The organism is Bacillus sp. FSL K6-0994 (assembly GCF_038630815.1).
GTDB classification, from domain to species: Bacteria; Bacillota; Bacilli; order Bacillales; family Bacillaceae; genus Bacillus; species Bacillus safensis.
Genome location: NZ_CP152043.1, coordinates 1,494,530 through 1,518,622, shown reverse-complemented (window position 1 = coordinate 1,518,622; position 24,093 = coordinate 1,494,530). Strand labels below are relative to the sequence as shown.

Genomic DNA, 24,093 nt, shown 5'->3' with positions numbered 1-24,093 from the left:
GCTTATTAACCTGCAAATCGATCTAAATTCGAGAACAGCTCTGTCGTAAAGGACACGATTGTTGAAAGCATCCATGGACCAAACACAACAAGTCCAATGAGTACTGCAACAATCTTAGGAATAAACGCAAGCGTCTGTTCTTGAATTTGGGTTGTCGCCTGAAACACACTGACAATCAGTCCCACAATGAGTGCAAGCGCTAGAAGCGGCCCACTCACAAGCAATACCACATATACTGATCTTTCAGCCATCGTAATGACAAATTCTGAACTCATGTTTTAAGCACCTACTCTAAAAGCTTTGCAGCAAAGATTTAACAATCAAATACCATCCATCGACTAAAACAAATAACAATATTTTGAAAGGGAGCGATATCATAACCGGCGGAAGCATCATCATCCCCATTGACATCAGAACACTTGCGACCACCATGTCAATAATTAAAAATGGAATAAAGATCATAAAACCAATTTGAAATGCCGTCTTTAATTCTGAAATGGCAAAAGCGGGAACCATCGCCGTTAAAGGAATATCTTTAATCGATTCAGGTGTATCCATTTTTGCGTAGCTAAGAAATAAAGCCAAATCTTTTTGTCTTGTATGTTTACTCATAAACTCTTTAATAGGCACTTCGGCTTTTTCATACGCCTGATTTAACGTGATGTCATCATTTAAAAGCGGCGTCAGCGCCTCTTTATTAATCTGTGAGAACGTGGGTGCCATGATAAAAAATGTGAGAAACAACGCAAGTCCAACAAGCACTTGGTTTGGCGGCATTGAGTTGGTTGCAAGTGATGTTCTGACGAATGAAAGAACAATCACAATCCGTGTAAAACACGTCATTAAAATGAGAATGCCCGGTGCAACCGAAAATACTGTTAAAAGTAAAAGAAGACGGACAGATGTGCTGATATTTCCTGCACCGCTGGAATTAAATAAATCGATAAACTCATTCATTTTGTTTCGGGCCTTTCTTTCTGACTTCTGATTGGGTCTTTTTCAATTCGGCTAGCTGCGCCTTTAAATTGGCTGAAAAAGAAGAAGTGGTCGGCTGATCATGTTTCTTTATCTGCGATGTGAATTTTTGAACCATTTTTGGTAAATCGGTTTTGCTTTCCATCGCTTCTTCATATTGTTTCACGATCGCTTCACATTCTTGTTCATCATCAATTTCTTTTAGCAGCTGGATTGAGTCTGCTACGCCGACAACTAATACTCGTTTTCCCACTTTGATCAGCTGGACTGAACGGTTTTGTCCGACTGTCGTTCCGCCAATATTTTCAACATAGCGAAATGGTTTGAGTAAGCGGTTTTGCTTACCAACAAATCTCACTAAACCATAAATAAGCAGGATGACAAAAAGTAAGGCACCAATCATTTTGACAAAATCCATAATGGAGACAGAAGAAGAGGGAACTTCTTCTGCCGGATTCGTTTGATTGTCAGTGGTTTTCTTCTCTGTATCCTTTTTGCTTTCTTTCTCACCTTTGAGCCAGTCATTCACTGTGCCATTCTCAGGATCTTTCGTTTCGGCAAACAGTGAGGCAGGCTGCATCGTCAAGAAAAGCATAAAACTGATCATTGCTATACATATCAAACGTTTTTTCAACAAATCTTACACCCTTTTTTAGCCTAACGTTTTATTAATTGCTTCAAGTACGCGGTCTGCCTGGAATGGCTTCACGATAAAGTCTTTTGCACCTGCTTGGATCGCGTCAATAACCATTGACTGCTGCCCCATTGCAGAACACATGATGATTTTTGCAGAAGCATCGATTTGTTTAATTTCTTTTAGTGCAGTGATTCCGTCCATTTCTGGCATTGTGATATCCATTGTGACAAGATCAGGAGATGTTTCTTTATATTTTTCAACTGCTTGTGCACCGTTTTCTGCTTCTCCTACTACATCAAATCCGTTTTTTACAAGAATATCCTTGATCATCATTCTCATGAATGCTGCATCATCTACGATTAATACCTTAGTAGCCATTTACTTATTCTCTCCCTGTATGTTTGTTTATTTTAAATTAGAAAGTCTTTCTGACTGGCTTAAAATGTCAGTCACACGAACACCAAAGTTCTCATCAATGACAACGACTTCCCCTTTGGCGACGATTCGTTTGTTAACTAGGATGTCTACTGGCTCACCAGCAAGTTTGTCCAGTTCAATGATACTTCCTGCTGAAAGCTCAAGAACTTCTTTTACACTGCGCTGAGTTCTTCCAAGTTCCACCGTAATGGAAAGCGGAATGTCCATCAGCATGTCAAGGTTTCCAAGCTGGTTTGTTGTATGCTGAGGCTCACTGAACGATTCAAATTCAACTGGCGTCACATTTACAGGTGCTGCCGGCTTTGGCTTCGCCTGTCTTTTCGGCGGTGCTGCTTGCTGCGCTGGGGCAGACTGCGTTTGCGGAGCTGCCGGCTGAGGTTCAGGTGCACTCACTTCTTCTTGAACCGGCTCTTCTTCTTGCGCAGGATCTGTTAATTCTGCGATTAAATCCTTCGCAAATGTAATAGGATAAAGCTGCATAATATTTGAATCGATGAGTTCACCTATTTTTAATCTGAAGGATACTTTGACAAGCATTTCTTCAGCTGGAATGCGGTCTGTCCCTTCTCCTTCTTTCACATCAAGTAATTCGACGCGCGGCGGAGAAATATCAATCTTTTTATTAAAGACAGTCGACATGGATGTCGCAGCAGAACCCATCATTTGGTTCATTGCTTCTTGTACTGCACTTAAGTGAATTTCGCTTAAAGAAGGGTCAGCATTTGTCCCGTCTCCACCCATCATTAAGTCCGCAATAACTGCTGCATCTGTTTGCTGGACGACAAGCAGGTTACTTGCGCTGAAGCCTTCCGTATAATTCACTTCAATAGCAACATACGGATGAGGAAATTCCTCATTCAGCATACTTTTTTGAATCACTGTAACAGTTGGAGTTGTAATCTCCACTTTTTGATTTAATAGGGTTGAAAGTGCTGTTGCAGAGCTGCCGAATGAAATATTTCCGATTTCTCCAATAGCATCTTGCTCCATTGCAGAAAGGACTGTATCAGGCTCTATATCGTCATTGCTGCCTCCTTTAAGGAGCGCATCGATTTCGTCTTGTGATAATTTACTTCCGTTATTCTCCATCTTCTTCACCTCTTATGTCGTGATCTAGAATTTGAATCGCCTGTTTCCGATTCACGCGGCCGGCCTGTCCCAAGAATTTCGGTTTATTTCCGACCATAACAGTAAGAGGCGCATTTACTGGTTTGTCCAAGGCAATACAATCACCAATTTCCAAATTCAAAAACTCTTCCACCGTCATTTCCGATTGTCCCAGCTCTGCGACTACCGGTATTTTTGCCTTCATAATCCGTTTTTCAATGGCCTTTGTTTCTTGCTGTTTTGGTTCATTTCGTTCAGACTGCATCCAGTAGTGTACAGACAGCTTCGGAATAATAGGCTCTAATACAACGTGAGGAATACATAGGTTAATAACCCCGCTTACCTCGCCAATCTGTGTATTAAGAGAAATGACGACAACTGTTTCGTTTGGTGACACCATTTGAACAAACTGGGGATTTACCTCGAAATCTGCCATTTCAGGCTCGATGTCGGTTATGGACTGCCACGCTTCTCTGTAATTTTCCAAAGCTCCCTCAAACATGTTTGAGATAATCTTTGTTTCAATTTCTGTAAGTGATTCTGTCTTATTATGACTAATGCCAATCCCGCCCATCAGCCTGTCCATCATCGCATAGCCGATTGTTGGGTTTACTTCAAGCATGATTCTTCCTTCAAGCGGGCTGACATAAAATAAGTTTAATAATGTCATATTAGGAATCGAACGAATAAATTCTTCGTATGGTACTTGGTCAACCGAGCTGACAGTAATTTGAATATATGATCTTAGCTGCGCTGAAAAATGCGTGGTGAGCAGTCTAGCGAAGTTATCATGAATCCTTGTTAAACTTCGAATCTGGTCTTTTGAAAAGCGCAGTGCACGTTTAAAGTCATACACCTTCACTTTTTTCGTCGTTTCCTCTTTTTTCAGCTCTTCTGCATCCATTTCGCCTGTTGAGATGGCGGATAATAATGCGTCGATCTCATTCTGGGAAAGCACTTCTCCTGACATTTCTTCACCTCCATCGCGTTAATTAATCGCCTCTATTGCAGATTAAAGGAGGTTATATATACTTCTTTCACCTTGCCATCTTGCAAATAGTTATTCACTTTGTTTTTGACTTGTGTTTTAAAATGTTCTCTGCCTTTTTTGCCATCAAGTTCATCTGCATTCGTGTCTGATAAAATGTCGATTACAGCATCTTTTACTTGGAAACTTCTTTTCTCAAGCTCTGATTTTGCTTTTTCAGAGTCCGTTTCAATATTCAGGACAAGTTTGACAGCATTTCCTTCAGACTTTAAATTGGTGATAATCTCAGGAATTTCAACAGAAGCTTTTACGACTTCATCTGCTGTTGGCTCTTTTTCAGCTTTTGCTTCGTCTGACCCATTCAGCAGAAAAAAGATGCCTGCTCCAATTCCGACGATGGCAATAATCATGATTAGCATTACTACGACTAATTTCTTCTTCATTCAAACTCCTCTATTCCTTGATTCAATGAAATGACTTGGATTTTTCTGTAGAAAGAAATGATTTTCTCTTGAAGCTGCTCCTCATCTTCTTTCACAACGAATTTCTTTCCATTGGCCAAAGTAATGGTCGTGTCTGGAAAACTTTCGATTTGCTCGATATGGAGAGCGTTCAGCATAAATCCTTTGCCATTTAATCTTGTCACTTCAATCATATTAAGCAGAGAAGCGAGCATCCGCTCCCCCTACCTCCTATCGTTTCAGATTCACAAGCTCTTGCAGAATTTCATCAGATGTTGTAATCGTCTTTGCATTCGATTGGAATCCACGCTGCGCGATAATCATTTCGGTAAACTCGTCTGTTAAATCAACGTTTGACATTTCAAGTTTCCCTGTTTGGATCACGCCAGTTCCTTCTTCACCAGGTACGATAGGATTACTTGGTGCACCTGAGCTTAACGTTTGGCGGTAAAGGTTGTCACCAACTTTGTCTAATCCTCCAGCGTTACGGAAAGATACGAGTGAAATCTGTCCAACATTTCTAGATACGTTGTTTTCAACAACCGAAACCGTTCCATCTGGACCAACACTTACACTTGAAACGCCATCTGGAATCGTTATCTTTTGTCCATTCATTCCAAGTAGATAATTTCCATCAGGGGTGACTAAGCTTCCCTCTGAATCAGTGTCGAAATTCCCTGTTCTTGTATAAAGAATTTCTCCTTGACTTTCAATACGGAAAAACCCATCGCCATTGATATAGAAGTCGTAAGGTTCATTTGTATTTTGAGAAGATCCCGCTGACATGATTTTATCAATAGAAGATAAAGATGACCCTAAACCAATTTGTTTTGAGTTGATTGAACCAGAGTTGTTCGTTGGTCCACCTGAACTTCCAATGGTTTGGCTGACCATATCTTTAAACGTGATACGGCTTTTTTTGTATCCGTGTGTATTGACGTTGGCTACGTTGTTGGCTACCACATCTAATTTTGATTGGAAGTTTTTCATTCCGCTAATTCCTGAGTAAAGTGAGCGTAACATTTATTTTCCTCCTCGAATTACTTCGTTTTTTCTCCAACTGCTGTAACATCCCAAGGGCTGATTTTCGTTCCATCTTCTAAAACAAGTAAGTATTCATTGTCTATGTTTTTAACAGACTTCACAGTGCCCGATATCTCTTTATCATCCAATTTGCCCGATACTTCTTTACCAATCCAGCCTACATACGTCGTAAACGGATCTTGGTGTGCAACAAATGTAGACATGAGCTGATTCAGCTTGGTGATCGAATCGTTCATATTGGTTTGCTGTTCTAAAGATGAAAATGTCGCCAGCTGCGTGACAAACTCACGGTCATCAAGTGGGTTTGTCGGATCTTGGTTTTGAAGCTGCGTGAGCAAAATTTTCAAGAATTGATCTTTGCCAAGCGTATCTGTTTTCTTTTCTGCTTTTGAAGAAGTGTCTGCTTGTGCGGCTGTTCTATTCGTAGCATCAACTGTTGCCATTAGATCTCCTCCTCTTCTTCATCTGACCCAACAAGAGCATCCAGTACATCTTGGAATTCTGTTTCCTGTTCATCAGTCTGCTGGAAATTCTGTCCTTTTGGCTGCTGCTGCTTGTTTTCTTCACTAAACTGTCCAAATAACGGCTGCTCATTTGATTGAAGCGGTATATGGAAACGGTCCACTTGAACCGACATATTCGGAAGCGCCTGCTTGAGCTGCGGCAGATGATGCTCTAACAGCTCTTTCGCTGCTTGCGTCGAGGCTGTAATTTTACTCGCATACATACCGTTTTGCTTCGTTAGCTGAATGGTAATGAATCCAAGATTTTCAGGATTTAATCGAACGGTAAAGCGTCCGCTTGAATTACCAAACGGCGTGAATTTCATTTGCTTCCACGTGTTTAGAATTTGCTGATCAACCGTTCCTGGCTTTTCATCAGTCGTTTGTGTCTGCTGAACAGGAGCCGCTGACTGCAGTTGGAAAAACTGCTTATGACCTGGCAGAAGCGAGTGGGTCATTATTTTTTCAGAAGCTGGTGCAGCAGCGCTTTGTCCTTTAACGACTTCTTTTTTGATGAGCCACTCAAGAGATGCATTCCCTTTTGCCGGAGAAGCGAGTGTAGATTCTTGTTTTGGAGAGATTAGTTCCTTCAACTCTCCTAGTGAAATTTTCCACTCTTTGTCAGACCCTTTCGCATTCGCCATCATATGGTCGATTAGCTGATTAAAGTGCTTTAGCTCACTTTGAGTCATCGAATTGAGCTTTGGCGCTGATCCCTGCGAGAAGAACTGCTCTTTTACTTGCTGAATGAGTTTTTCATCTACCCCGTTTTTCGAAAGAAAGTGGATAAAGTCTTGACCTTTCCCTTCAATATCCTGCACAAGTTTCGCATCAAAGCTGAGCGGCTGTTGATTGAGCAATTGATAGATGAAAAAGTGGACTTGTATGAGCTGTTCACTATGTTCAGAACCTGGCTTTTCAGCTTGATCACCGTAAATGGAAGATTCCATTTTTTGAAATAGTTCTTCAAGTGACTTGAGATCAGATGATTCAAGCGTTTGACCTTGTAGTGTTTGAAGCGCACTGAGTAAGTCTGCGCTCATTCCTTCTTCAGGTGATTGCATCCATTTTTCAACAATTTGCATCGCATCATTGATAGAAAGAGAGGCAAGAGCGGCTGTTTCAGCATGAACAGGACCGCTTTGAGCGCCTGCTCCGCTAAGCAATTGTTTAAACAAACCGCGTGCAGATGCAGCGCCGTCTCCTTTTAGCCCTGAGAGACCTTGAGAAGATTGCTGTAAGGCTCCAATATCCAATAGCTTCACTTATTGTCCACCCCCATTTTCACTTTCTTCTTTTTTGGCAAGCTCTTTTGTAAACGTTGCTGCCTTCTGAGGTGTCAGTTTTGCTAATATGTCTGTCAGTTTATTTTTGCTCAGCTCTTCAAGGATTTTTAACGCCTCTTTATCACTTAATTCTGATAAAATTTTGGCGGATTTCCCTGGGTCCATGCTTTCATAAATGCTGGCGACCTTTCCTTTTGTCTGCTGATTAGAGGAAGCCGCTGTATCAGAGGACGCCCCTGCTGAGTTATTACCTGACGTGTTATTTGATGAGCTGCTGTTATTCGATGAGCCGTTATTCGATGAACTGTCATTGGCTGACGTATTCTTTGCATCATTTTCAGATGTTTTTTCAAGTGAGTTGATTTTTTGATTCAATCTTTTAATCTCTTCATCACTTGTTTTCAAATCTTTTTGTGCAATTTCGAGCTCATTTTTTTGCTCTTTAATGGTCTTTTTCAGTTCTTTCAACTCTGCATCGCTTTGATCATTAGGTGAAGATGACGTTTTTGAGGTGTCATCTGAACCAACCAAACTGCTGATCCCAGGAATGTTTTGGAGCGGTTTTTTTAGATCAAAACCTGCCATATAAAGGATCGTGCCAGTGACAATCACAAGCACAATCAATGGGATGATGACAATAAACAAGATCCATTGAAATTTTCCGCCGCCTGATTCCTTCGTTTTTTCCTTCTTAGGCATTCATCTCGACTCCTAATGTCCTTGAAACATGAATTGGCTGATAGAGATATCATCCATTTCTTTCATTTCAATTGCCTTATGTTCAAGGGAGAACTTTTCAAATTGCTTTTCTTTCATTTTTTCAAACTTTTTAAACTCAATGTTTTTTTCAGTTAAATCAGATTGTTTTTCATTCATTTGGTGACGTTTCATGATCACAAGCTGCTGATAATGCTGAATGGTGTTATCTAAGTTGGTCACAAATTGCTGGTAATGACGCATTTCTTGAACACTCATTCCACTTCTCAGCTTTTCTTCTTTGCTTTTTTCCATTAGCTCTTTTTTACTCATATTTTCATAGAGTTTTTCAGCGACTTGCTCAAATGCCGAAACGGATTGTTGGTACGCTGCGAGTGACTTGTCTTTTTCACTTTCTTTCAGTTCTAAGAGCTTTTGAAATTTGTATTGATATCTCACTGTTTTTGTCAATCCTCTCTATTCATCAAACTGAGCAATAAACTCACACTGTCTTCAATAGATACAGCCTCTTCTACATCCTGCTTCAAAAATGAAATCAGATGAGGATAAGCCTGCATGGCCTCATCAATATCTTTGGAGGAGCCTTTTTTATATGCTCCAATATTAATGAGGTCTTCAGCGTTTTGATAAGTGGACAAAAGCTGGCGGAACCGGTTAGCCGCTTCCTTGTGATCATGACTTGCGATATTACTCATGACACGGCTGATACTTTTCAAAATGTTAACAGCGGGAAATTGTCCTTTGTTGGCTAAAGCACGATCAAGTACAATGTGCCCGTCAAGGATCCCCCTCACTGTATCAGCGATCGGCTCGTTCATATCGTCTCCATCAACAAGCACTGTGTAAAACGCTGTGATGGAACCAAGCTGATTTGTCCCAGTTCGTTCGAGCAATTTTGGCAGTATAGCGAACACTGAAGGTGTATATCCTTTTGTTGTTGGCGGCTCGCCAGTTGCGAGTCCTATTTCCCTTTGCGCCATGGCGACCCTCGTAACAGAATCCATCATGAACATGACATTTTTGCCTCTGTCCCTGAAATACTCCGCAATAGCTGTTGCTGTATACGCAGCTTTCAGTCTCGTCAGTGCAGGCTGGTCAGAAGTAGCAACGACAACAATTGATCGCTTCAGTCCTTCAGAACCTAAATCCTTTTCAATAAACTCACGAACTTCACGGCCACGCTCTCCAACAAGGGCAATGACATTCAGGTCTGCTTCTGTCTGCTTTGCAATCATCCCCATTAAGGTACTTTTTCCAACACCACTTCCGGCAAAAATCCCGATCCTTTGACCAGTGCCAACTGTGAGCAGACTGTCGATGACTCTAACACCAACACCCATCTTTTCTCGAATAGGCGGCCTGTCCATTGGATTTGGGGGTGACTGATCTGTCGAAACAGGTGCAAGTCCCTTTGGAAGCATACTGCCATCAAGCGGATGACCGAAGGCATCAACGACTTCACCTATTAATCCAGTTCCTACTTTGACCTTCAGCGACTCACCCGTCGCTTCAACAAGACTTCCTGGTGAAATATTGGATGCTTCTACATAAGGCATGAGCAGAATGTTTTCATCTCTAAACCCTACGACCTCTGCTTTTATTGGATGGTGCTTGCTCCCTTTTTTATGAATGAGACAAACATCTCCGATCGAACTCTCCGGCCCCTTAGATTCAATCATGAGCCCAACCACTCGATTGACTTTACCAAATCGTTTATAAGGATCGGCAGTTTCAATCGTTTCTTTTAGTACATCCATTTTCATTTGTGATCACCTGAATCAATGACTTCTAATAATTTTTCTTTCAACTGATTCATTTGGGTATCAACACTCGCTTCCACTTTTCCAAAACTTGTTTCTACGTAACAAGTTCCTTTTGGCGCTTTTTCATCCGAGTAAATGGCAAGGTGTGTATCCTTTTGAAGGATTCTAATCAATTCGTCTTTATATTCCATCACATGCTCGTAATGTTCAGGGTCAACATAGATGGAAATATCATCATATTCTTTCACTTCTGAAATGACCTGCTTCACAAGAGCCAAAAATGGATCTTTCGTGTCCTCAGCTGCATTCCAAACGCGTTTGGCGAGTTCAAAAGCGAGTTCTACAATTTGCTCAGCAGAGCTTTCAATTTTTTCTTCGTAATCCTGCCTTGCAAGACTGACGATGTCATTTGCTTGATCAAGAATAGCTTGGTACTGCATATTCGCATCTGCTTCGCCCTTTTGGAAGCCTTCTTGATAACCTGCTTGTTTCGCTTCTTCAATGAGCTGCATTCTTTCCTCTTCAAAATCAGTCCGGCGCTGATTGATTTCAGCCATTGTTTTTTCCAGCTCACTGTTTGCTTGTTCTAATATGCGGCTCGCTTGATCTTCTGCATCACTGAGTACTAGCTGCGATGCTTCAGTTTCATTGACAAGCTCTTCTTCGTGATGTTCTCTTTTAAAGTTTACTTGCTGTAAAGGAATCGTTTGCCGCCCTTGTTCAGGAATAACAGATGTTTCATGTTTGATAATCCTAGACAATGATATCGTCTCCTCCGCCTCGAGCTATGACGATTTCTCCAGCTTCCTCAAGTCGTCTTACGATGCTGACAATACGGGTTTGTGCTTCCTCGACATCTCTAAGCCGGACAGGCCCCATAAACTCCATTTCTTCTTTGAATGTTTCGACCATCCGCTGTGACATGTTGCGGAAGACAATTTCTTTGACTTCTTCGCTTGCCACTTTGAGTGCGAGCAATAAGTCATCATTTTCAACATCTCTGATGACACGCTGAATCGCTCTGCTGTCAAGAGTGACAATATCTTCAAAGACAAACATACGTTTCTTAATTTCATCAGCAAGCTCTGGATCTTGAATTTCAAGTGTGTCTAAAATGGTTTTCTCAGTTGCACGGTCTACACCATTTAGCACTTCTACAACCGCTTCGACTCCGCCCGTTTGCGTATAGTCCTGCGTAAAGGTTGAAGAGAGCTTTTGTTCAAGAATACGCTCCACCTCATTGATGATCTCTGGAGATGTACGGTCCATTAAGGCAATACGTCTCGCAACCTCAGTTTGTACTTCCTCGCCTAACTCAGATAAAATTTGCCCAGCCTGCACTGGATCCAGGTAGGAAAGGATAAGTGCTATCGTTTGTGGATGCTCATGCTGGATAAAGTTTAAAATTTGTTCTGGGTCAGCCTTTCGAGCAAAATCAAATGGTTTCACTTGAAGAGAGGATGTTAGCCTGTTTAAGATGCTGTCCGCTTTATCCTCACCAAGCGCTTTTTCAAGCACTTGTCTTGCGTACATAAGACCGCCCTGCGATATGTAGTCCTGCGCGATGGCAATGCTGTGAAACTCTTCGATGACTTCATCTTTTTTAGCAGTATCTACACTTCGTACATTGGAAATTTCTAATGTTAATTTTTCTATTTCGTCTTCAGACAGATGTTTGTATACAGATGCTGACACGTCTAGCCCTAAGGAAATCATTAGGATTGCTGCTTTTTGTCTGCCTGTTAGTCGATTTGGATCTTTTCTCGACATGTGTATTCCTCCTAATCCTCGGACAGCCAGCTGCGTAGCAATTTAGCAAAGTCTTCTGGTTTTTCTTTTGCCATTTTTTCAAGCTGATTTTTTCTCACCATTTCTTCTGTTTCTGGTTCAGTGTCGATATCAGGAACATCGATTGGTGTACGTTCATCAAACTCAAACTCTTCTTCCTCATCTCTTCTACGCTTGCGTACAAGAAGAATGATAAGAGCGATAATTGCAAGTAGAAGCACACCGCCTACAATATAAACCCAAATTGGAATATTGTTTGAAGGGTTATCTGCCGCAGTTTGCTGTTTACCGTCTAATTTTGATACAGATAAAACGATTTTGTTATCTAAGTCGGCTTGAGTGAGCGCTTGACCATTTGTGTATTCTTTATCAATCGATGTGCTAATGATCGTTGAAAGAATCTTTTTGATATCATCTTGTCTTTCAGCCGTTAAAGAGTTTACATCGTTTGCAGTTGGTGGTTCGACCAATGCTTGAATGCCAACATCTCTAATTTTATAAGGGCTTTCTTTGATATCTTTATGAATGCGGTTGACTTCATAATTGATGCGATCTTCGCTCTTTTCGTAATCTCCGCTTCCATTCGCTCCATCGGCACCTTGATAATTTGTGACATCATCGTCACCTGTTCCAGCGGTGCCTCCAGCTGCTGCGCCGTTACCTGAATAAGTTTCAGCAATCTTTTCAGCGCTGACAGCAATCCCCTGCATGTTTTCTTTATCAACAGGTTCTACTAGGTCTTCTTTTCTTTTTTCTTCAGTAAAATCAATGTCTGTTGTGACCGATACAGCCACTTTATCTTGACCCATCATTGTTCCGAGCAGCTGCTGAATTTTTCTTTGAAGATTCTTTTCGATTTCCTCTTTTTTCTGCTGCTGTGCATCCATTCCACTTGCATAGGAATCGGAGCTGGTGTTTAAGTCGTAGTAGTTGGAATCTTGGTCCATAATGACAATGTTTTCTGTTTTTAAATTCGGCACACTTTTTGAAATAAGATGATAAAGGCCTTTTACTTGCTGCGGTGTGAGCGTGTAGCCCGGCTCAACTTGCAGCACTATGGATGCTGATGCATTACTTTGCTCTTCTCCAACAAAAACGGAATCTTTTGGCAGGTTAATCATCACTTTTGAATCTTTAATCCCATCAATTGTGTTGATCAGATTGGATAGTTCTGTCTGAGTTGCGTCTACTTTCAGAACATCAAATTCATTATCTGTTAAACCGAAGCCTGAATTGTTTGCAAAGAAGGAATAATCAATGTTGCCTGTCTTAGGGAGCCCTTCGGATGCGAGTGTTACTTTTAAAGAATCTGCTTGCTTTTCTGGAACGAGAATCGTTGTTCCATTGTTTGCAAGTTCCGATTTAACGTTTTTGCCATCTAGTTCCTGTTTGATTTGTCCAGCTTCTGCCTCAGACAAGTCTCTAAAGAGCGGAACCATTTTTTCAGAAGAAGCAAAGATGCTAACAACCGTAATAATGATTGCTAGGGCAGCAACGCCGCCAATCATGAGTATTTTTTGTAATTTTGATCGATTTCGCCAAAACTCAACTGTTTTTGTTCTTAATTGCATTAAAGTACGATTCATCTTAACCCCCGGTCATTCCATTCAGTCTTTTTTTGTCCACCAGCACCTCCTACATCTGCATTCTCATAATCTCTTGGTACGCTTCGACTGCTTTATTTCGAAACTCTGTTGCAGCTGTGAGTGTGACACTCGCTTTTTGTGAAGCAATCATGACTTCATCGAGATTGACATCTTTTCCTTGTGCAAGCGCATTTGTATACTGGTCTGATTTCAGCTGTGATTGATTTAATGCCTCAATGGAATTCTTCAGCACATCAGAGAAATTCGTTTGACTTTTAGGTGCAGCCGCCTGAATGGGCGTTGCATTCGTCAATTCACTTGCTTGCTGAGCAGTTTGAAGCTGGAAAGGAGATATTGCATTAACCAATTGTTTTCACCTTACTTTCCTATTTCTAAAGCTTTCATCAGCATGCTTTTATTCGCATTTAGAGCAGTCACGTTTGCTTCATATGATCTTGAGCTGCTGATGAGGTCGACCATTTCTTTTAATGGATCGACATTTGGTGTTTGAACATATCCATTTTCATTGGCATCGGGATTTGTAGGATCATATTGAAGGTTGAATGGAGTTTCGTCTTCAGTAATCTTTGTTACTTTGACGCCGTTTCCTAATTTGCCGCTCGAATTCATACTTGAGTTCAATATAGATGAAAACGATTCACCTGACGGCTGTAATGTGACAAGCTTACGTCTATAAGGCTCCCAGTTGCCATCAACCTGTTTAGCTCTTGTCGTATCCATATTTGCAAGGTTTGAGGATACAACGTCCATTCTGAGCCTCTGTGCCGTTAATGCTGAGGCCGAAGCGTTCACTCCTGAAAAGATCGACATCACTTACCTCCTGTCAAAACTGTTTTAAGAGAATTGAATTTCCCGCTCATTCTTTCCACCAGCGCATTATACTGAATTTGGTTTTTAGCGAGTTCACTCATCTCTTGATCAATATCGACATTATTTCCGTTTTCTTGATAAGAAGTACGGTTGCTCGAAACAACTGAATAATTAGACCCTGTTTTTGAAAAATCAATGTGACCTTGGTACGTTTTTTTAGCATCTAATTTGATTGACGCATCATTTAGCATGTCATGGAATGCGACGTTTTTCGACTTGTAGTTCGGTGTATCTATATTCGCGATATTATTGCTTATGACTTTTTGCTTAACATTCGCTCTGCCCAAGGCATTCTCAAGGTTGCTTATCGTTCCAGAAAATATATCCAAAACCATATACCTCCAATCATATGTATTTCATTCCATTTAATCATGTCGAGATTTGTAAAACCATATGTTCATTGTAAGAAATAATAGGATTAAAGTCTATGATGTATATGTAAAAAAAACTCGTAATATATATCTATTTTACGAATAGGTATAAAGGCCTAGATTCAAAGCACTACAGATTTGTAAGGGGTTTCTTGGAAAAAAGAGTGACATTTTTCGGACAAATCCTCATTTTTTCACATAAAAAAACCCTTTTCAGCATTTATTTCGGCCAAAAAGGGTTTTTGATTAATGAGATTTTAAATTTTCGAGTTCAATTAAAAATTTGTTGTTTAACACTTTGATGTACGTTCCCTTCATTCCAAGAGAACGAGATTCGATTACGCCTGCACTTTCTAACTTACGTAAGGCGTTTACGATCACTGAACGCGTAATCCCTACACGATCTGCAATTTTACTTGCGACAAGAAGACCTTCGTTTCCATCCAGCTCTTCAAAAATGTGCTCAATCGCTTCAAGCTCACTATATGAAAGAGAGCTAATCGCCATTTGGACAACCGCTTTGCTTCTTGCTTCTTCTTCGATTTCTTCTGCTTTCTCGCGAAGAATCTCCATTCCAACAACTGTTGCCCCGTATTCAGCAAGAATTAAATCATCATCTGTGAATGTATCTTGTAAGCGGGACAGGATTAACGTACCTAAACGATCTCCTCCGCCGATAATTGGGACAATTGTTGTTAAGCCTGATTGGAATAAGTCACGGTTCTCAATCGGGAAAGCTGTATATTCACTGTTAATATCAAGGTTTGAAGACGTTTCAGGGACATTGAATAGACTCTTTGTATATTCCTCAGGGAACTGACGATCTTCAAGCATTTTTTTCATACGTGCATTTTCGATCTGCTGATTAATGGAGTAGCCAAGAAGCTTTCCCCTTCTGCTTAATACGAAAATGTTTGAATCAATGACATCTCTCAGTGTTTCTGCCATTTCTTTAAAATTAACTGGTTTCCCCGCTGCATCTTGCAGCATTGAGTTAATAATCCTTGTTTTTTGTAGTAACGCCATAATAATGATCCTCCTAGATTACTTTATTCATTTGTTAAAGTATAAATTGACTTAAATCTTTGTTATTTGCAATCTTTCCTAGCTTCTCTTCGACATACTGAGGGGTAATGGTCACTGTCTCCATCGTAATATCAGGCGCCTCAAATGAAAGCTCTTCAAGCAGCTTCTCAAGTATGGTATGAAGCCTTCTTGCACCGATGTTATCTGTCTCCTGATTGACATGATAAGCCACTTCGGCAATCTTATGAATAGCATCGTCAGAAAATTCAAGAGATATACCTTCTGTTTCAAGTAAAGCTTTATATTGCTTTAATAATGCATTATCTGGTTCCGTTAAGATTTTCACAAAGTCTTCTATACTTAATTTATCTAATTCTACACGGATTGGGAAACGTCCCTGAAGCTCCGGAATCAAATCTGATGGCTTTGCCATATGAAATGCACCTGCTGCAACAAACAGCACATGATCAGTTTTAACGGCACCATATTTCGTCATCACAGTTGAACCTTCTACAATCGGTAAAATATCACGCTGAACCCCTTCACGAGAAACATCTGCAGATGATGCACCACCGCTTTTGGCAATTTTGTCGATTTCATCGATAAAAATAATTCCTTGCTGCTCTGCTTTGTAGACCGCTTCCTGACTGACTTCATCCATATCAATCAGTTTTGAAGCTTCCTCAGCCGTTAACGCCTTTCTTGCTTCTCTGACAGTCAGCTTTCTGCGTTTTTTCTTTTTAGGCATGAGATTGCCGAGCGCATCCTGCATGTTCATACCCATTTGCTCCATACCCGAGCCTTGAAGCATATCAAACATGGAAGGCTGCTGTTCTTCTACTTCAATCGTGACGTAATGATCTTCAAGTTCTCCCATAGCCAGCTGATGAGCGATTCGCTTTCTTGTCGATTCGAGTTCCACTTCTTCATTTGAATGATCTCGATCACGGTCATCTTCATCAGAACCGCCAAACAGCATCTCAAAAGGATTTTTCACAGACTGGCTCTTTTTCTTACCAGGAACAAGTAAATGAACAAGACGTTTATTTGCTTGTTTTTCTGCTTCTTCTTGAACATCTTTCATCTTTTCTTCTTTGACAAGTCTAATCGCTGTTTCAACTAAATCTCTCACCATGGACTCTACGTCACGGCCGACATAACCCACTTCAGTAAACTTCGTCGCTTCCACTTTAATAAAAGGCGCACCAGAAATTCGAGCAATTCTGCGGGCAATTTCTGTTTTCCCCACACCTGTTGGGCCGATCATTAAAATGTTTTTAGGAACGACTTCATCCTTTAGCTTATCATGTAAAAGACTTCTTCTGTAACGGTTTCTTAAAGCCACCGCCACTGCTTTTTTCGCATCAAGCTGACCAATGATGTATTGATCAAGCTTTTCAACTATCTCTCTTGGGGTAAACGGCTTTTTCTCCATACGTCTCATGTCCTTTCTATTCAAGCTCTTCTAAAGTGATTTGATCGTTCGTGTAGACACAGATTTCTCCGGCCGTTTCAAGAGCGGCCTTTGCAATTTCTCTCGCTGTGAGATGATCACCTGCATGGGTTTTGAGAGCTCTCCCGGCGCTAAGCGCATAGTTGCCGCCTGAGCCAATTGCCAAAATCCCATCATCTGGTTCAATGACCTCTCCAGTTCCAGAGACGAGCAAAATACTTTCTTTATTCATGACGATGAGCATAGCCTCAAGCTGCCTTAGCATCTTGTCACTTCGCCATTCCTTCGCTAGTTCTACGGCTGCCCGCTTTAAGTTACCACCATATTCTTCAAGCTTTGTTTCAAACTTTTCAAAGAGTGTAAAAGCATCTGCTACTGAACCTGCAAAACCTGCAAGCACCTTGCCTCCGAAAAGACGGCGCACTTTTTTTGCTGTGTGTTTCATCACGACAGCCTGCCCGAAAGTAACTTGACCGTCGCCAGCCATTGCACTTTTTCCTTTATGTTGAACGGCAAAGATGGTTGTTGCATGAAATGATGACATGAAAAAACCTCCTTTTAGGATCGTTTAAAAGCCCTTGGGTGATGAGACATGTACGTGTTTCTTAAAGAATCTTTTGATACATGCGTGTACACCTGTGTAGATGATAAATTTGAATGACCGAGAAGTTCTTGAACACTTCTCAAATCTGCTCCCTCGTTTAAGAGATGCGTGGCAAAGGTGTGCCTCAACATGTGAGGATGGATATGTAATGTACCTGACGCCTTTTTCATTAATTCAGTGAGAATGAATCGAACACCTCTGTCTGTAAGAGGCGTCCCGCGCTGATTCAAAAACACATGAGTATCAGCACGGTCTTTCCCCTTAGCTTTCAGCTTCTGCCTTCCATCCTCTAAATAAGTAATGAGCGCTTCATGAGCATATGACCCGAAAGGAACATACCGCTGTTTGCTGCCTTTCCCATGAACAAGCACTGTATCCATCGATAAATCAAGATCAGATTCTTTTAATGAACATAACTCACTGACCCTCATACCTGTTGCATAAAGAAGTTCTAAAATGGCTTGATTTCTTTGCCCAAGTGGTGTGCTGACATCAGAAACTGTAAAAAGCTCTTTTAGTTCCTCTTCATACAGAAATGAAGGAATCCGCTTATCCTGCTTTGGTAAGCTAACGAGTAAAAAAGGATTTTCTTTCACAAGCTGTTCTCTTAATAGAAATTTATAAAAGCTGCGAAGCGCAGAGACTTTCTTACTAATCGTTCTTCTTGTCAGGCCTTTTTCATAAGCTTCTGTTAAATAAATTCTCGTATCTTGATAGGATACCTCTTCAAAACCGTCTATTCCTTGAATGTTCATAAATCTGACAAACTCTTCAATGGCTTCTGTATATCCTGAGATCGTTAAAGCTGAATAGTTTTTTTCAATTTGCAGATATTCAATGAATAAGTGGACAAGACGCTGTTTATTCGTCATTTTTACACCTCTTTAAGGCTTTTAAATGGTATCACATATCTTGCTTTCCGTGCAATGTTTTACTACAGAGATTTCGAAATAGTTTGAATAGTTTCGATTGCACGCTTAGCGTACTCTGCATAACGTTCTTGTTTGTTTTTAATTCGAACTCCTAGATCTTTCAGCAAACCAAAATTCGCATTCATCGGCTGGAAGCTTTTCTTGTTTGTCGATGTGATGTAGTGAGCCATACTGCCAATCGCCGTTTCCTCAGGAAGTGTCACAAGCTCTTCTCCTTTGACAAAACGAGCGGCGTTAATACCAGCCACTAGTCCCGACGCTGCGGACTCGACATACCCTTCAACGCCTGTCATTTGTCCGGCAAAGAATAGATCATCTCTATTTTTAAACTGATAAGTCGGTCTTAAAAGGCTTGGCGAGTTAATAAATGTATTACGGTGCATCACGCCGTAACGGACAATCTCTGCTTCTTCAAGACCTGGAATCAAACGGAATACTTCCTTTTGATCGCCCCACTTCAGATGTGTCTGGAAGCCAACGATGTTATATAAAGTACCTGCTGCATCATCCTGTCTTAATTGAACAACAGCGTAAGGTCTTTTGCCTGTTTTCGGATCTTCAAGTCCTACTGGCTTCATCGGACCAAACAGCATCGTTTTCTTTCCTCTTTTCGCCATGACTTCAATTGGCATACAGCCTTCAAAGAAGATTTCTTTTTCAAATTCTTTTAATGGTACAGTTTCAGCAGAAATGAGCGCCTCATAAAAACGATCGAATTCTTCTTCTGTCATTGGACAGTTTAAATAAGCAGCTTCTCCTTTGTCATAGCGAGATTTCAAGTACACCTTATCCATATCAATGCTGTCTTTCTCTAGAATAGGTGCTGCTGCATCGTAGAAATAGAGATATTCTTCTCCTGTTAACGATTTTAATTCTTTGGAAAGTGCTTCAGATGTCAGCGGGCCAGTCGCGATAATTGTCGGACCTTCTGGAATGCTCTGCACCTCTTCTTGAAAGACAGTAACATTCGGATGATTTTTCACGCGGTCTGTCACGTTTGCTGCAAATTCATGACGGTCTACTGCAAGCGCGCCGCCAGCAGGAACTGAGCTTTCATCTGCTGCTGCGATAATAGCTGAATCTAAATGACGCATTTCTTCCTTTAATACACCTACTGCATTTGTCAAAGCATTCGCACGCAGTGAGTTGCTGCATACAAGCTCCGCAAATTTATCTGTGTGGTGAGCCGGCGTTTGTTTCACAGGTCTCATTTCATATAAATTGACTTTAATGCCTCGTTTAGCGATTTGCCATGCTGCTTCACTTCCAGCTAAACCGGCTCCGATCACATTTACAAATTGACTCATTGTACAACTCTCCTATTTCGTAAGGTCTGTTTGATGACATAAAAAAGCAGGTGAACAAGGCTGCTCACCGCTATTTTTGTTGTTCCTCTTTATAATCACAGTTCACACATTGAACTTGAACGCCTTTTTTCAGCTTTTTCTCTACAAGCATATTTTCGCATTTTGGACACTTTCTTTCAATTGGTTTGTCCCAAGAGACGAATTCACACTCTGGAAAACGATCACAGCCGTAAAAAATGCGGCGTTTCTTCGATTTTCGTTCAACAATGTTTCCTTCATGACATGACGGGCATTTGACACCGATATCTTTGACAATTGGTTTTGTGTTACGGCAGTCAGGAAAGTTAGAGCAAGCCATGAACTTACCGTATCGACCCATTTTGTACACCATCGGATGTCCGCACTCTTCACAATCAACTCCGGCGTATTCCGGCTCAATCTCAACTTCTTGCATCTCTGCTTCAGCTTTTTCTACCCGTTTTGCAAAGTCTTGATAGAAGCTGTCGATAATACGAACCCATTCGATCGTACCTTCTTCAACACTATCAAGTTCCTTTTCCATTTTCGCTGTAAATTCAACGTTAATGATTTCAGGGAAGAATTCAATGATTAAGTTGAGTACAATCTCTCCAAGCTCTGTCGGAGTAAATCGTTTATTATCAAGTGCGACATAGCCGCGCTTTTGAATCGTATCTAATGTTGGTGCATACGTAGATGGACGGCCTATACCGAGCTCTTCAAGTGTTTTGACCAATCTTGCCTCAGTGTAACGCGGAGGCGGCTGTGTGAAGTGCTGTTCAGGTTCGATATCTTTTGAAAGAACTGTATCCCCTTCTTTGAGATCAGGAAGCATTTTGTCCTTTTCCTCTAGCTGGTCGTCCTTTCCTTCCACATAAACCTTCATAAACCCAGGAAATTTCACTTTACTGCCATTCGCACGGAAAGTAAGACCGTTATGATCAAGATCCACACTCATTGTATCAAGAACAGCCGGCGCCATTTGGCTTGCCACGAATCGTTCCCAAATCAATTTATACAGACGAAGCTGATCGCGGCTTAGCACATGCTTGACATCTGCCGGTTTTCTTAACGTAGAAGTCGGGCGGATGGCTTCGTGAGCATCTTGTGCATTTTCATTCTTTTTGGCCGGTCGTTTTGTTGTGTTTAAGAAATTCTTGCCGTACGTCTGATCAATGAAAGCAGATACTTCTTCAATTGCCGTATTGGAAATACGTGTTGAGTCCGTTCTCATATATGTAATGAGACCGACTGTACCTTCTTTACCAAGATCAATTCCTTCATATAATTGCTGTGCAATCATCATTGTTTTTTTCGCACGGAAGTTTAATTTTCTTGCAGCTTCCTGCTGTAAAGTAGAAGTCGTAAACGGAACGGCTGGATTACGTTTCCGCTCTTTTTTCGTTACTTTCTCTACAGAGAATTTGCTTCCTTTTAATTTCGAAAGGATTTCTTTTACATCTTCTTTTGTTTTCAATGGATGTTTTTTGCCATTGAGGCCAAAGAAACTCGCTTCGAAGCTTTCTTTTCCTTTAAGGAATGTACCGTCAATAGTCCAGTATTCTTCTGGTTTAAATTCATTAATTTCATTCTCGCGATCAATAATCAGGCGGAGTGCAACTGATTGAACACGTCCGGCACTTAAGCCCTTTTTCACTTTCTTCCATAAAATCGGACTGATTTTATACCCAACGAGACGATCTAAAATCCGTCTTGCCTGCTGCGCATCAACTAAGTCCATATTGATCATACGTGGATGCTTAAAGGAATCCTTAATCGCATCTTTTGTAATCTCGTTAAAAACAACGCGGCAGTCAGAAGAGAGGTCAAGGTCAAGGCTGTGTGCTAAATGCCAAGCAATCGCTTCTCCCTCTCTATCGGGGTCAGCTGCGAGATAGACTTTTTTTGCTTTTTTCGCCGCTGTTTTTAATTCTTTTAAAACCGGGCCTTTCCCGCGAATCGTAATATATCTCGGTTCGAAGTCATGCTCAGTATCAACACCGAGCTGACTTTTCGGTAAATCCCTTACGTGCCCCATTGAAGCTTTTACTTTATACTTTTTTCCTAAATAACGCTCAATCGTTTTCGCCTTTGCTGGCGACTCAACGATGACTAAATAATCAGCCATACTCAAAATCCCCCTTAAGAGGTGTTCTCTCTTTATACATTTCACAATTCATATTTATGTTAATTGCACCTATCTAACAGGCAATCATTAAAAATTCTTTATGATGAACATCATTATAAACACGAAAAACAAAGTGTAAACTTAAATCCTCACTATTATTAAATATTCCGATGTCTTTTGTCAAACGATATTTTTATGATGGTTCAGTATATTGAACGCTGCGGAAGGAGAATTCCTCTAAAATATCTTTTGTTGAATGAACAAGCTTTGCTCCCTGCTGAATGAGTCTTGCCGGACCTGTGGAATTAGGATCAAAGATGGATCCAGCAACCGCAAATACCTCTTTTCCTTGCTCAAGTGCTTGATAGGCTGTAATAAGAGAACCGCTCTTTTCTTTGCACTGTATCACGATTGTTCCTTTCGTCAGTGCACTAATTAAACGATTTCTCATTGGAAAATGCCACTTTTCTGGTTTGACATAAGGAGGGTGCTCTGACAAAAGCAAATGATGCTCGCCCATGTATTGAGCCATTTGCTCATGCTCTTTTGGGTATAAATGCTGAAAACCGCCTGCTATAATGCCGATCGTTTTTCCTTTTTTCCTGATGCACTCTTTATGTGCAAGTCCATCAATTCCTTTAGCTAAACCACTGACAATCATCCAATCTTCCTTTACAAGCTCACCAACAATTTTCTTCACACATGCTTCTCCATAAGACGATGGAACTCGCGTGCCGACTACACCTAAACTTTTTTCTTCATTTAAATATGATACGTTTCCTTTTAGGAATAACACAGGGGGAGGATCATAAATATTTTTTAGTGTGCTGGGATATAAGGGTGATGTGATGGGAATCATGTGAATGTTTTGCTTTAAATAGGCTTGAACGATGTGTTGAAAAATGGGGAATTCATTTTCTTCAGCTTGTTTTAAGCGGGTAAGGTCGATCGTTTGTAATGCTCGATCCTGTTTAAAATGATGTGTTTCTTCATTTATATATAGCTCAGGATCGACTTTCCACCATTTTGTTAATAATGAGGGTGAGATGAGGCCTTTTAAGCGGTGAAAAATCATTCTTTCGGACACGTTGTACATACCATTCCTCCAGTTTAAGATAGAAAGAAGAAGACTTGCCAAAGAACAAGTCTTCTTGTGTCATTAATGCGTTTTACAAGCTTCGAAGAGATTCTTCTCTTTTAATACTTTAATCAACGTTTCTCCCATGACAGATGGTGTTTCTGCCACTTCAATTCCACATTCACGCATTGTTTTTACCTTTTCATCAGCTGTTCCTTTACCACCAGAAATAATGGCACCAGCATGTCCCATACGTTTTCCTGGAGGCGCCGTTTTACCGCCAATAAAGCCAACGACCGGCTTAGTCATATTTGCTTTTACCCATTCAGCTGCTTCTTCTTCAGCCGTACCGCCGATTTCACCGATCATAATCACAGCATGCGTTTCAGGATCTTCATTGAATGCTTTTAAAACATCAATAAAGTTTGTCCCATTTACCGGGTCTCCCCCGATTCCTACAGCTGTCGATTGTCCAACACCAGCTTCTGAAAGCTGATGTACCGCTTCATATGTAAGCGTTCCAGAACGAGAAACAACACCCACATGACCTTTTTTATGAATGTAGCCAGGCATGATACCAATTTTACATTCTTCAGGTGTGATGACACCTGGGCAGTTTGGCCCAACTAGTCTTGTCTTTTTCCCTTCCATATACCGTTTCACTTTGACCATGTCAAGCACTGGAATATGTTCAGTGATACAAATGACGAGATCGACTTCTGCGTCAACAGCCTCTAAAATGGCATCTGCCGCAAATGGTGCTGGTACATAGATAACAGAAGCGTTCGCTCCAGTTGTCTGCACTGCTTCAGATACAGTATTAAATACAGGAACTCCTTCTACTTCAGTTCCACCTTTTCCAGGTGTGACACCGCCAACGATATTTGTTCCGTACTCAATCATTTGTTTTGTATGGAACAATGCGGTTGAACCGGTAATCCCCTGAACAATTACTCTCGTATTTTTATTAATAAATACACTCATTTAGGTTC

Annotated in this window: 28 protein-coding genes; all 28 read right to left on the bottom strand. The window is 40.9% G+C overall.

Annotation, left to right across the window (positions count from 1 at the left end; genetic code table 11):
• Positions 1-5 precede the first annotated feature (5 nt).
• The 28 genes from fliQ to sucD all read right to left on the bottom strand — a co-directional run bounded on the left by fliQ (position 6) and on the right by sucD (position 24,085).
• Positions 6-275, bottom strand: a complete 270-nt coding sequence (gene fliQ, locus MHB69_RS07785) for a flagellar biosynthesis protein FliQ (RefSeq protein WP_003211206.1) — start codon at positions 273-275, stop codon at positions 6-8.
• 16 nt (positions 276-291) lie between these two features.
• Positions 292-957: a flagellar type III secretion system pore protein FliP gene (gene fliP / locus MHB69_RS07780; protein WP_008354479.1), complete on the bottom strand. Its 666-nt coding sequence runs from the start codon at positions 955-957 to the stop codon at positions 292-294.
• The gene (gene fliZ, locus MHB69_RS07775) at positions 950-1,570 is read right to left on the bottom strand and encodes a flagella biosynthesis regulatory protein FliZ (RefSeq protein WP_231293995.1); all 621 of its coding nucleotides are present in this window, start codon (positions 1,568-1,570) and stop codon (positions 950-952) included. The genes fliP and fliZ overlap by 8 nt, the downstream gene beginning before the upstream one ends.
• Positions 1,571-1,627: 57 nt before the next feature.
• The gene (locus MHB69_RS07770; protein ID WP_007499584.1) at positions 1,628-1,990 is read right to left on the bottom strand and encodes a response regulator; all 363 of its coding nucleotides are present in this window, start codon (positions 1,988-1,990) and stop codon (positions 1,628-1,630) included.
• 27 nt (positions 1,991-2,017) lie between these two features.
• Entirely contained in the window at positions 2,018-3,139 is a 1,122-nt protein-coding gene (fliY, locus tag MHB69_RS07765) for a flagellar motor switch phosphatase FliY (RefSeq protein ID WP_034281787.1), read from the bottom strand.
• On the bottom strand, positions 3,129-4,127 hold the full coding sequence (fliM, locus tag MHB69_RS07760) for a flagellar motor switch protein FliM (RefSeq protein WP_024424167.1): 999 nt from the start codon (positions 4,125-4,127) through the stop codon (positions 3,129-3,131). The genes fliY and fliM overlap by 11 nt, the downstream gene beginning before the upstream one ends.
• Positions 4,128-4,159: 32 nt before the next feature.
• Positions 4,160-4,588, bottom strand: coding sequence for a flagellar basal body-associated protein FliL (gene fliL / locus MHB69_RS07755; RefSeq protein WP_024424168.1), 429 nt, complete (start codon positions 4,586-4,588; stop codon positions 4,160-4,162).
• Positions 4,585-4,800, bottom strand: coding sequence for a flagellar FlbD family protein (locus MHB69_RS07750; protein WP_008344794.1), 216 nt, complete (start codon positions 4,798-4,800; stop codon positions 4,585-4,587). The genes fliL and MHB69_RS07750 overlap by 4 nt, the downstream gene beginning before the upstream one ends.
• A 37-nt stretch (positions 4,801-4,837) precedes the next feature.
• On the bottom strand, positions 4,838-5,629 hold the full coding sequence (flgG, locus tag MHB69_RS07745; RefSeq protein WP_024426979.1) for a flagellar basal body rod protein FlgG: 792 nt from the start codon (positions 5,627-5,629) through the stop codon (positions 4,838-4,840).
• Between the two features lie 17 nt (positions 5,630-5,646).
• The gene (gene flgD, locus MHB69_RS07740) at positions 5,647-6,093 is read right to left on the bottom strand and encodes a flagellar hook assembly protein FlgD (RefSeq protein WP_024426978.1); all 447 of its coding nucleotides are present in this window, start codon (positions 6,091-6,093) and stop codon (positions 5,647-5,649) included.
• Complete coding sequence (locus MHB69_RS07735; RefSeq protein ID WP_041117386.1) at positions 6,093-7,418, bottom strand: flagellar hook-length control protein FliK; 1,326 nt, start codon at positions 7,416-7,418, stop codon at positions 6,093-6,095. The genes flgD and MHB69_RS07735 overlap by 1 nt, the downstream gene beginning before the upstream one ends.
• Positions 7,419-8,138 (bottom strand): MotE family protein, encoded by a 720-nt coding sequence (locus MHB69_RS07730; protein WP_342496128.1) that lies wholly within the window; start codon positions 8,136-8,138, stop codon positions 7,419-7,421.
• 12 nt (positions 8,139-8,150) lie between these two features.
• Positions 8,151-8,594, bottom strand: coding sequence for a flagellar export protein FliJ (gene fliJ, locus MHB69_RS07725; RefSeq protein WP_024424173.1), 444 nt, complete (start codon positions 8,592-8,594; stop codon positions 8,151-8,153).
• Positions 8,595-8,602: 8 nt separating this feature from the next.
• The gene (fliI, locus tag MHB69_RS07720) at positions 8,603-9,919 is read right to left on the bottom strand and encodes a flagellar protein export ATPase FliI (RefSeq protein WP_217008594.1); all 1,317 of its coding nucleotides are present in this window, start codon (positions 9,917-9,919) and stop codon (positions 8,603-8,605) included.
• Positions 9,916-10,680 carry a flagellar assembly protein FliH gene (gene fliH / locus MHB69_RS07715; RefSeq protein WP_034281779.1) on the bottom strand — a complete coding sequence of 255 codons (765 nt, stop codon included), beginning with the start codon at positions 10,678-10,680 and terminating at the stop codon, positions 9,916-9,918. The genes fliI and fliH overlap by 4 nt, the downstream gene beginning before the upstream one ends.
• Positions 10,673-11,689 (bottom strand): flagellar motor switch protein FliG, encoded by a 1,017-nt coding sequence (gene fliG, locus MHB69_RS07710; RefSeq protein ID WP_034281776.1) that lies wholly within the window; start codon positions 11,687-11,689, stop codon positions 10,673-10,675. Before fliG ends, fliH begins: the two co-directional genes overlap by 8 nt.
• Positions 11,690-11,700: 11 nt before the next feature.
• Positions 11,701-13,293, bottom strand: coding sequence for a flagellar basal-body MS-ring/collar protein FliF (gene fliF / locus MHB69_RS07705; RefSeq protein ID WP_024424177.1), 1,593 nt, complete (start codon positions 13,291-13,293; stop codon positions 11,701-11,703).
• Between the two features lie 49 nt (positions 13,294-13,342).
• A complete protein-coding gene (gene fliE, locus MHB69_RS07700; protein ID WP_034281774.1) occupies positions 13,343-13,660 on the bottom strand; it encodes a flagellar hook-basal body complex protein FliE in 318 nt (105 codons plus the stop codon).
• Positions 13,661-13,671: 11 nt separating this feature from the next.
• The gene (gene flgC, locus MHB69_RS07695) at positions 13,672-14,124 is read right to left on the bottom strand and encodes a flagellar basal body rod protein FlgC (protein WP_024424179.1); all 453 of its coding nucleotides are present in this window, start codon (positions 14,122-14,124) and stop codon (positions 13,672-13,674) included.
• Positions 14,124-14,513 carry a flagellar basal body rod protein FlgB gene (flgB, locus tag MHB69_RS07690; RefSeq protein ID WP_012009952.1) on the bottom strand — a complete coding sequence of 130 codons (390 nt, stop codon included), beginning with the start codon at positions 14,511-14,513 and terminating at the stop codon, positions 14,124-14,126. Before flgB ends, flgC begins: the two co-directional genes overlap by 1 nt.
• Before the next feature lie 288 nt (positions 14,514-14,801).
• The gene (gene codY, locus MHB69_RS07685; protein ID WP_007499612.1) at positions 14,802-15,581 is read right to left on the bottom strand and encodes a GTP-sensing pleiotropic transcriptional regulator CodY; all 780 of its coding nucleotides are present in this window, start codon (positions 15,579-15,581) and stop codon (positions 14,802-14,804) included.
• Positions 15,582-15,615: 34 nt separating this feature from the next.
• Entirely contained in the window at positions 15,616-17,016 is a 1,401-nt protein-coding gene (gene hslU / locus MHB69_RS07680; RefSeq protein ID WP_024424180.1) for an HslU--HslV peptidase ATPase subunit, read from the bottom strand.
• A 16-nt stretch (positions 17,017-17,032) separates the two neighbouring features.
• On the bottom strand, positions 17,033-17,578 hold the full coding sequence (gene hslV / locus MHB69_RS07675) for an ATP-dependent protease subunit HslV (protein WP_034281773.1): 546 nt from the start codon (positions 17,576-17,578) through the stop codon (positions 17,033-17,035).
• A gap of 14 nt (positions 17,579-17,592) precedes the next feature.
• Entirely contained in the window at positions 17,593-18,510 is a 918-nt protein-coding gene (gene xerC / locus MHB69_RS07670; RefSeq protein ID WP_034281771.1) for a tyrosine recombinase XerC, read from the bottom strand.
• A 62-nt stretch (positions 18,511-18,572) separates the two neighbouring features.
• Positions 18,573-19,877 (bottom strand): FADH(2)-oxidizing methylenetetrahydrofolate--tRNA-(uracil(54)-C(5))-methyltransferase TrmFO, encoded by a 1,305-nt coding sequence (gene trmFO, locus MHB69_RS07665; protein ID WP_024424183.1) that lies wholly within the window; start codon positions 19,875-19,877, stop codon positions 18,573-18,575.
• Positions 19,878-19,947: 70 nt separating this feature from the next.
• On the bottom strand, positions 19,948-22,023 hold the full coding sequence (gene topA, locus MHB69_RS07660) for a type I DNA topoisomerase (protein WP_041108973.1): 2,076 nt from the start codon (positions 22,021-22,023) through the stop codon (positions 19,948-19,950).
• A gap of 193 nt (positions 22,024-22,216) precedes the next feature.
• A complete protein-coding gene (gene dprA / locus MHB69_RS07655; protein ID WP_070325815.1) occupies positions 22,217-23,119 on the bottom strand; it encodes a DNA-processing protein DprA in 903 nt (300 codons plus the stop codon).
• A gap of 63 nt (positions 23,120-23,182) precedes the next feature.
• Entirely contained in the window at positions 23,183-24,085 is a 903-nt protein-coding gene (sucD, locus tag MHB69_RS07650) for a succinate--CoA ligase subunit alpha (protein ID WP_007499624.1), read from the bottom strand.
• Positions 24,086-24,093: the final 8 nt, after the last annotated feature.